The 6,912-nt window shown below is 75.4% G+C and carries 6 protein-coding genes; all 6 read right to left on the reverse strand.

Annotated elements, in window-relative coordinates; all coding sequences use genetic code 11:
- Positions 1-53: 53 nt before the first annotated feature.
- Positions 54-761 carry a 4'-phosphopantetheinyl transferase family protein gene (locus tag AC3ERT_RS29850; protein WP_435177894.1) on the reverse strand — a complete coding sequence of 236 codons (708 nt, stop codon included), beginning with the start codon at positions 759-761 and terminating at the stop codon, positions 54-56.
- The gene (locus AC3ERT_RS29855) at positions 758-1,639 is read right to left on the reverse strand and encodes a metallophosphoesterase family protein (protein ID WP_435136593.1); all 882 of its coding nucleotides are present in this window, start codon (positions 1,637-1,639) and stop codon (positions 758-760) included. The genes AC3ERT_RS29850 and AC3ERT_RS29855 overlap by 4 nt, the downstream gene beginning before the upstream one ends.
- A gap of 144 nt (positions 1,640-1,783) precedes the next feature.
- On the reverse strand, positions 1,784-2,971 hold the full coding sequence (locus AC3ERT_RS29860) for a thiolase family protein (RefSeq protein WP_435177896.1): 1,188 nt from the start codon (positions 2,969-2,971) through the stop codon (positions 1,784-1,786).
- Between the two features lie 161 nt (positions 2,972-3,132).
- Positions 3,133-3,531: an RNA-binding S4 domain-containing protein gene (locus AC3ERT_RS29865; protein ID WP_335976442.1), complete on the reverse strand. Its 399-nt coding sequence runs from the start codon at positions 3,529-3,531 to the stop codon at positions 3,133-3,135.
- A 470-nt stretch (positions 3,532-4,001) separates the two neighbouring features.
- On the reverse strand, positions 4,002-5,270 hold the full coding sequence (locus AC3ERT_RS29870; protein ID WP_435177898.1) for a phosphodiester glycosidase family protein: 1,269 nt from the start codon (positions 5,268-5,270) through the stop codon (positions 4,002-4,004).
- 369 nt (positions 5,271-5,639) lie between these two features.
- Positions 5,640-6,641, reverse strand: coding sequence for a beta-ketoacyl-ACP synthase III (locus tag AC3ERT_RS29875; protein ID WP_435136606.1), 1,002 nt, complete (start codon positions 6,639-6,641; stop codon positions 5,640-5,642).
- Positions 6,642-6,912: the final 271 nt, after the last annotated feature.

The raw sequence follows: 6,912 nt of genomic DNA on the forward strand, positions 1-6,912 counted from the left end.
GCGGCCCGAGCAGGACGACCGTCGCCGACCCGACCGACACCGACCCGGGCGGCTCAACTCCCGGCCGGCTCCGCGGTGATCGCGATGACCGTGGCCACGATGCCCTCGTGGACGATCCAGCGCCCGGTGAACACGTCCGGGCCGACGCCCTCGGCCAGCAGCGGACCGGGCACCAGCAGCCGTGCGCTGAAAGTGCCTTGGGGCGGACCGGACAGCAACGGCTCCTCGGTCAGGAGGAGTTCGGCCTCCTCGAAGCCGAGCATCCGGTGGTGGTAGGGATACCACGCCTTGTAGACGGTCTCCTTGGCGCTGAACAGCACCCGGCCCCAGTGGATCTCGGGCCGCTTGCCGGTCAGTTCGGCCAGCGCCGCGCGCTCCTCGGGCGTGGAGTGGATGACGTCCAGCACGCCGTCGGGCAGCGGGCCGTGCGGCTCGGCGTCGATGCCCAGCGCGAGGACGTCGGCGGCGCGCGCCACGGCCGCCGCCCGGTACCCCTCGCAGTGCGTGATGCTGCCGACGACGCCCGCCGGCCAGACCGGGGCGCCGCGGTCGGCGTCGTCACGCGGGATGGGCCCCGCAGGCACCCCGAGCGCGGCGAGTGCCTCGCGCGCGCAGGCCCGCCCGGCGGCGTGCTCGGCACGGCGCTTGGGCACCGCGCGGGCGACGGCGGGCTCCTCCTCAGGCAGCAGCGGGACCCGGTCGAGCTCGTCGCCGTAGGCGACGCGGGTGCGGACCGCGGCGGGGACCAGGCGCTCGATCATCGCGCCGCCCCCGGCCGGCCGGCGAGGATGCGGCGCGGGCCGAGCGGTCCGGCGGCCCGCGCACCCCACTCGCGCGGGTAGCCGAGCGACGCCTCGGTGAAGCGGACGCCGTCGCGGTGGATGATCCGCGGGATGTGCAGATGGCCGTAGACGACCTCGGTGGCGCGGAAGCGCAGGTGCCAGTCTTCGGTGAGCTCGGTGCCACACCACAGCGCGAACGACGGGTAGCGCAGCACGCGGGTCGGTTCGCGGTGCAGCGGCCAGTGGTTGGCCAGCACCGTCGGCAGCTCGGGGTCCAGGGCCGACAGGCGCTCGGCGGTCTGCGCGACGCGGGCCCGGCACCAGTCGTCGATGCCGGGCAGCGGGTCGGGGTGCAGCAGCATCTCGTCGGTGCAGACGACGCCCAACTCGCCGGACTGCTCCAGCGCCTGCGCCTTGGTGGTGGCGCCGGGGGTGCCGTCGCGCCACGTGTAGTCGTAGAGCAGCGCCATCGGGCAGACGGCGACCGGGCCGTTCACGCCCTCCCAGACCGGGTACGGGTCCTCGGGGGTGATGACGCCCAGGCCGCGGATCTGCTCGACCAGGTACCGGTAGCGGGCCTCGCCGCGCAGCGTCAGCGCGTCCTTGGGGTGCGTCCACAGCTCGTGGTTGCCGGGCAGCCAGATGACGGTGCCGAAGTTCTCCTTGAGGGTGCGCAGCGCCCACAGGATGTCCTCGGCGATCTCGCCGACGTCGCCGGCCACGATCAGCCAGTCGCCGTCACCGCCCGGCCGCATCTTCTCGACGATGTCGCGGTTGGCCTCATAGCCGACGTGCAGGTCGCTGATCGCGAGGAGTTGCGGGGCGCCGGCGGTCGATGTCTGCACGGTTCCGATCATGTCAGACGCCTCCCCGTCCGCGGTACGACTTCCGCGGTCGGCTCGGCGTTTTGCGCCCCGGCGGCCGTGGAACCGTCCCAAGATGCCCGGTGCGTACGGGTATTGGCGCCCGCGGTGGGGCGCGGGGCGGGAGCCGTACGGCGCTCAGGCCCGGTCGACCAGGACCGCGGCGCCCTGCCCGACCCCGACGCACATGGTGGCCAGGCCGCGGGCCGCGCCGGTGCGGCGCATCCGGTGCAGCAGGGTGGTGAGGATACGGGCGCCTGAGCAGCCGAGCGGGTGGCCGAGCGCGATGGCGCCGCCGGTGGGGTTGACCAGGTCGGGGTCGATGCCGAGTTCGCGTACGCAGGCGAGCGCCTGGGCGGCGAACGCCTCGTTGAACTCGGCCTCCTGGACGGAGTCGACACCGCGGCCGAGCCGGGCCAGGGCGCGGCGGGTGGCCGGGACCGGGCCCATGCCCATGACGTCGGGGTGCACACCCGCGCTGGCGCCCGCGGCGTAGCGGCCCAGGGACTCGAGGCCGAGGTCGGCGAGCGCGTCCTCGCTGACCAGCAGGAGCGCGGCGGCCCCGTCGTTCATGGGCGAGGAGTTGCCCGCGGTGACGCTGCCGCCGGCCCGGAAGACGGGGGCGAGGGCGGCGAGGCGTTCGGCGGTGGTGTCCTCGCGGATGCTCTCGTCGGCGGCGACCACCACCCCGTCGGGGCGGGTGACGGGCAGGATCTCGGCGTCGAAGAGGCCGTCCTTGCGGGCCCGCGCGGCGTTGCGGTGGCTGCGCAGCGCGAAGGCGTCCTGGTCGGCGCGGCTGACGTCGTGGCGCGCCGCGACCTCCTCGGCGGTCTCGCCCATGGACAGCACGCCGTGCAGGTCGCTCATCCGCGGGTTGGTCAGGCGCCAGCCGAGGCGGGTGTCGTGGGTCTGGAGGGCGCGCGGCAGGGCCTCGTCGGGGCGGGCCATGACGAAGGGGGCGCGGCTCATCGACTCCGAGCCGCCGGCCAGCACCACGTCGGCCTCGCCGGCGGCGATCGTGCGGGCGGCGGTGGTGACGGCCTCCATGCCGGAGGCGCACAGCCGGTTGACGGTCGCGCCCGGCACGCTGTCGGGCAGCCCGGCGAGCAGGACGGCCATCCTGGCGACGTTGCGGTTGTCCTCGCCGGACTGGTTGGCGGCGCCCCAGTAGACGTCGTCGATCCGGGCCGGGTCGAGGGCGGGGACGCCGTCGAGCAGGCCGCGGATGACGGTGGCCGCGAGGTCGTCGGGCCGGACGGTGGACAGTGCACCGCGCAGGCGCCCGATCGGAGTGCGGCGGGCGGCGGCGAAGTGGACTGGGCGCATCGCGGGCTCCTCGGTACCGGAAAACTAGCACCGAGAGTTTAAGCCGGTTCCGGCCCGGCGTACACCGTCCCGGGCCGTGCGTGCGGCCGGCCGGCCGGCCGGCCGGCCGGCGGGGACAGGTTCCCGCCGCGCCCCGCGTGCGCGCCGGCGGCCGCCGGGCGTCAGCCGCGCTCGCGGCGGCCGTGCAGCCGCTCCAGCTCGCGGCGGTCGCGCTTGGTGGGGCGGCCGGCACCGCGGTCGCGCACCCCCATCGCGAGGGCGTCGGTGCGCGGCGGCGGGGGCGGGCTGTTGTCGACGTACGCCTCCGCGGCGACCGGGGCGCCGACCCGCTTGGCGAGCAGCCGGGACACGACGACCACGCGCTCGCGCCCGGCGTGCAGCAGCCGTACCTCGTCGCCGACCTTCACCGCCTGCGCGGGCTTGACCCGCTCGCCGTTGACCTTCACGTGCCCGGCCCGGCAGGCGGTCGCCGCCTGCGACCTGCTCTTGGTCAGCCGTACGCACCAGATCCAGGAGTCGACGCGGACGCTGCCGCCGGGGTGCTCGTGTTCTGCCGCCATGGGGGAAGCCTACGGCGGGCGGCCACCGCTTTTCCGGGGTTCGGCCGGACGGGTGACGGCGTCGCGCCAGGTGGGCGCGGTCCGGCCGGAAACAGGCGGGGCGGGCGCGGGCGGGCGGCGCGGGCGCTGGATGCGCCTTCGGTGGGGCAGGCACGGGCGGCTGCCGCCCGAGGCGCCGCGGCCGGCGTTCGAACAGGCCGCGGCCGACGGGTGGCCGGCGCCGGCCGGGACGTACGTGTCCACGACGGCGGCCGGTGAGCGCGAGGCGGCGGCGCTCACCCGGGTTGTGGGCGTGCCGGCTGGACGAGCGGTGGACGACCTGCGCGCGGCGCCCGGTGCGATCGCGAACCGGCTCCTGGCCGAGGACTGGGCGGTGAGCGGCCCGAACCGGCCGACCGCCGAGCGGCGCACCGGTGGGCGGCCTCGCGGGTCCGCGGGGCCGCCCACCGCGCGGGCGCGGTGCCGCGCGGTCAGCGCGCGTACACCGCCACGAAGTCCCGCGTGGCCTGGACGTAGTAGCGGTCCGGCGGGTCCTCGAAGTCGAGGATGTTCGTGGGCTTGGGGTTGGACGGGTCGCGGCTGCTGTCGTAGGACATGAACGACGGCCAGGCGCGGTTCATGTCCAGCGGCATGGCGCGGACCGCGCCGGCGCGCTGCATCAGGCCGGCGAGGCTCTGCGCGGACAGCGCCTGCCCGACGACCATGATGATGTCGCCCTGGGCGGTGACGCCGACCCCGGAGCGGGGGACGAACATGCCGCCCTGGTCGGCGACGCCCCACTTGGACCCGTCGTCGATGTCGGGCACCACCTTGCCGTCGTCGACCATCAGCTCCAGGCACTGGCGGACGCCGACGACGTCGGGGGTCATCCGCACGTCGCGGCCCCAGACGCCGACCTTGATGGAGCCGTCCTTGTAGAAGACCTCCGAGGCGGCGCCGTCGCGCAGTTCGCCGTCGGTCCTGCCGTCGAGGTAGAAGCCGCCGCGGGAGCCGCCATCGGTGATGCGGAAGCCGCCGTTCCAGGTGGCGACCAGGCCGGTGCGGCTGCCCTTGGGGATGGTGGGCGGCACGTCGAAGGTGCCGCCGGGCTCCATGAAGCCGGGGTGGAGCTGGAAGCGGGCGTGCTTGCCGCTGATCCAGGCGACGGCCGCCTCGTAGGAGGTGTGCTCCTCGTCGGGGCGGACATAGGTGCCCTGGACGATCGGTTCGCCGTGGGCGCTGCTGAGGGTGCGGTAGACGCCCTCGCCGGGCAGCGCCGGGCTGACCGGCGGCGTCATGGCCGCGCGCATGGGGATGAGGGGCTGGGCCGGGGCGGCGGCGTGGGCGCCGGGGGCGGGGGCCGCGGCGGCGCCCGCGGTGGCCTTCATCCGGGCCAGCGCGTCGGCGGACAGGGTGCCGCCGACCTTCGGCGGGTGCATCCGGTACTGGACGTTCTCCAGCTTGTCGACGACGAAGCCGAGTTCGTGGTCGCGGGCCCACTCCGCCAGCCGGGCCTGGGTGCTGTCCTTGCCGGGGTAGGTGAGCGCCTTGCCGACCGACCAGCCGACGGTGCCGACGCACACCACGCACACGCCGAGCGCGCCGCGGGTCACCATGCGGCGGCGGCGCAGCTGACCGGGGGTCAGGTCGCGGCGGTGCTTCCAGGGCAGCAGCCGCCTGCGCGGTCCGCGTCCGCCTCCGCCTCCGCCGCCCGGCGGGTCGACGGTGTCACCGCCGGGCTGCTGTTCCGCGATCGTCATGCCGCTCCCTCCGCGTGCCGCGCGCACGTTAATACGCTTTTCCTACGTATTGACCGGAAAGGCGGTGGTCCTATCACGCGAACGCCGGGAAACACCCGGCCGCCGCACCCGGCCCCGCGCACCCGCCGAAACGGTGCCCAACCGGGCGCCGCCGCGGGGCCGGCAGTGACGGAAGTGGCCGAATCCTTTCGGAGGAGCCGGGTGCTCTGAGAGGATGCCCCTGCGGCTCGCGGCCGCCCTGACACGGCCGTAGGCAGCGCATTTCGCCCAGGCGGGGTGCCACACGAGGAGGCGGTGGTCTGCGGATCACCGCCTCCTCGTGCTGTCGCACCCGGCCGCGCACTGGCCGGTACGGCCCTCTTGACGCCGCTACGGCAGCGTCGCCACCACCGCCGCGTACGACAGGCCGGCGCCGTAGCCGAGCAGCAGCGCGGTGTCCCCGGAGGAGACGTCGCCGGCGGCCAGCACCGTGTCCATCGCCATCGGGATCGACGCCCCCGAGGTGTTGCCGCTGGTGACGATGTCCTTGGCGACGGCGACCCGGGCCGGCAGCCCCATGGACCTGGTCATGCTGTCGATGATCCGCTCGTTGGCCTGGTGCGGGATGAAGGCGTCCAGGTCCTCCGGCCGCAGGCCCGCGGCCTCGACCGCCCGCGTGGCCACCTTCGCCATCTCGTACACCGCCCAGCGGAAGACCCGCTGGCCGTCCTGGCGCAGGGCGGGGAAGGGGTGGCCGGGGTCGTCCCTGAGGGTGTTCCACGGCACGCTCTGCCGGATCGCGTCGGCCTGCGAGCCGTCGGCGCCCCACACCGCCGGGCCGATGCCGGGGGTCTGCGAGGGGCCCACCACGACCGCGCCGGCGCCGTCGCCGAAGATGAAGGCGGTCGAACGGTCCGTCAGATCTATGATGTCCGACATCCTTTCCACCCCGACCACCAGTACGTGGCCGCCCCGGGCCCGCACCGCGTCGGAGGCGAGCACCACACCGTGCACGAACCCGGCGCAGCCCGCGGAGATGTCGAAGCCCGCGGCCCGGTCGGCGCCCACCCGGTGGGCGATCTCGGTGGCGATCGCCGGGGTCTGGAGCAGGTGCGTGAAGGTCGCGGCGATCACGCAGGTCACGTCGTGCGGGGTGATCCCCGCGGCGGCGATCGCCTTGAGGGCGGCCGCCTCGGCCATCACGCCCAGCGTCTCGTCCGGCTCGGCCCAGCGCCGGGTCACGATGCCGGTCCGGGCGCGAATCCACTCGTCGGAGGAGTCGATGTGGCGGCACGCCTCCACGTTGTCCACGATCCGCCGCGGGCGGTACGCACCCACTCCGAGAATGCGGCTGTGCGGTGCCCCCATGGGCACGGCGATCTCAGCTTTCATGGGAGCCTTTCAGGCCATCGACCGGCCGGGAGGTCCACACCCCCGGCCGCGGCGCCCCCACGGGCGCCCCGACGATTCTCCCGCGCGCGCCGCCCCCCGGCGCACAGCCACCCCGGCACCGGACCACTTCGGCCACGGCGTCCCCGCCCGACCACGGGACTTGCCGCCCCCGCGGAACGAAGCGCCCGACGCGGGCGAACGGTTCCCGGCCACGGGCGCAGCGGCGCGTACCCCGGCCCCGGGGGGGGGGGGGGGGGGGGGGGGGGGGGGG

This window comes from Actinacidiphila sp. bgisy145 (assembly GCF_057708125.1).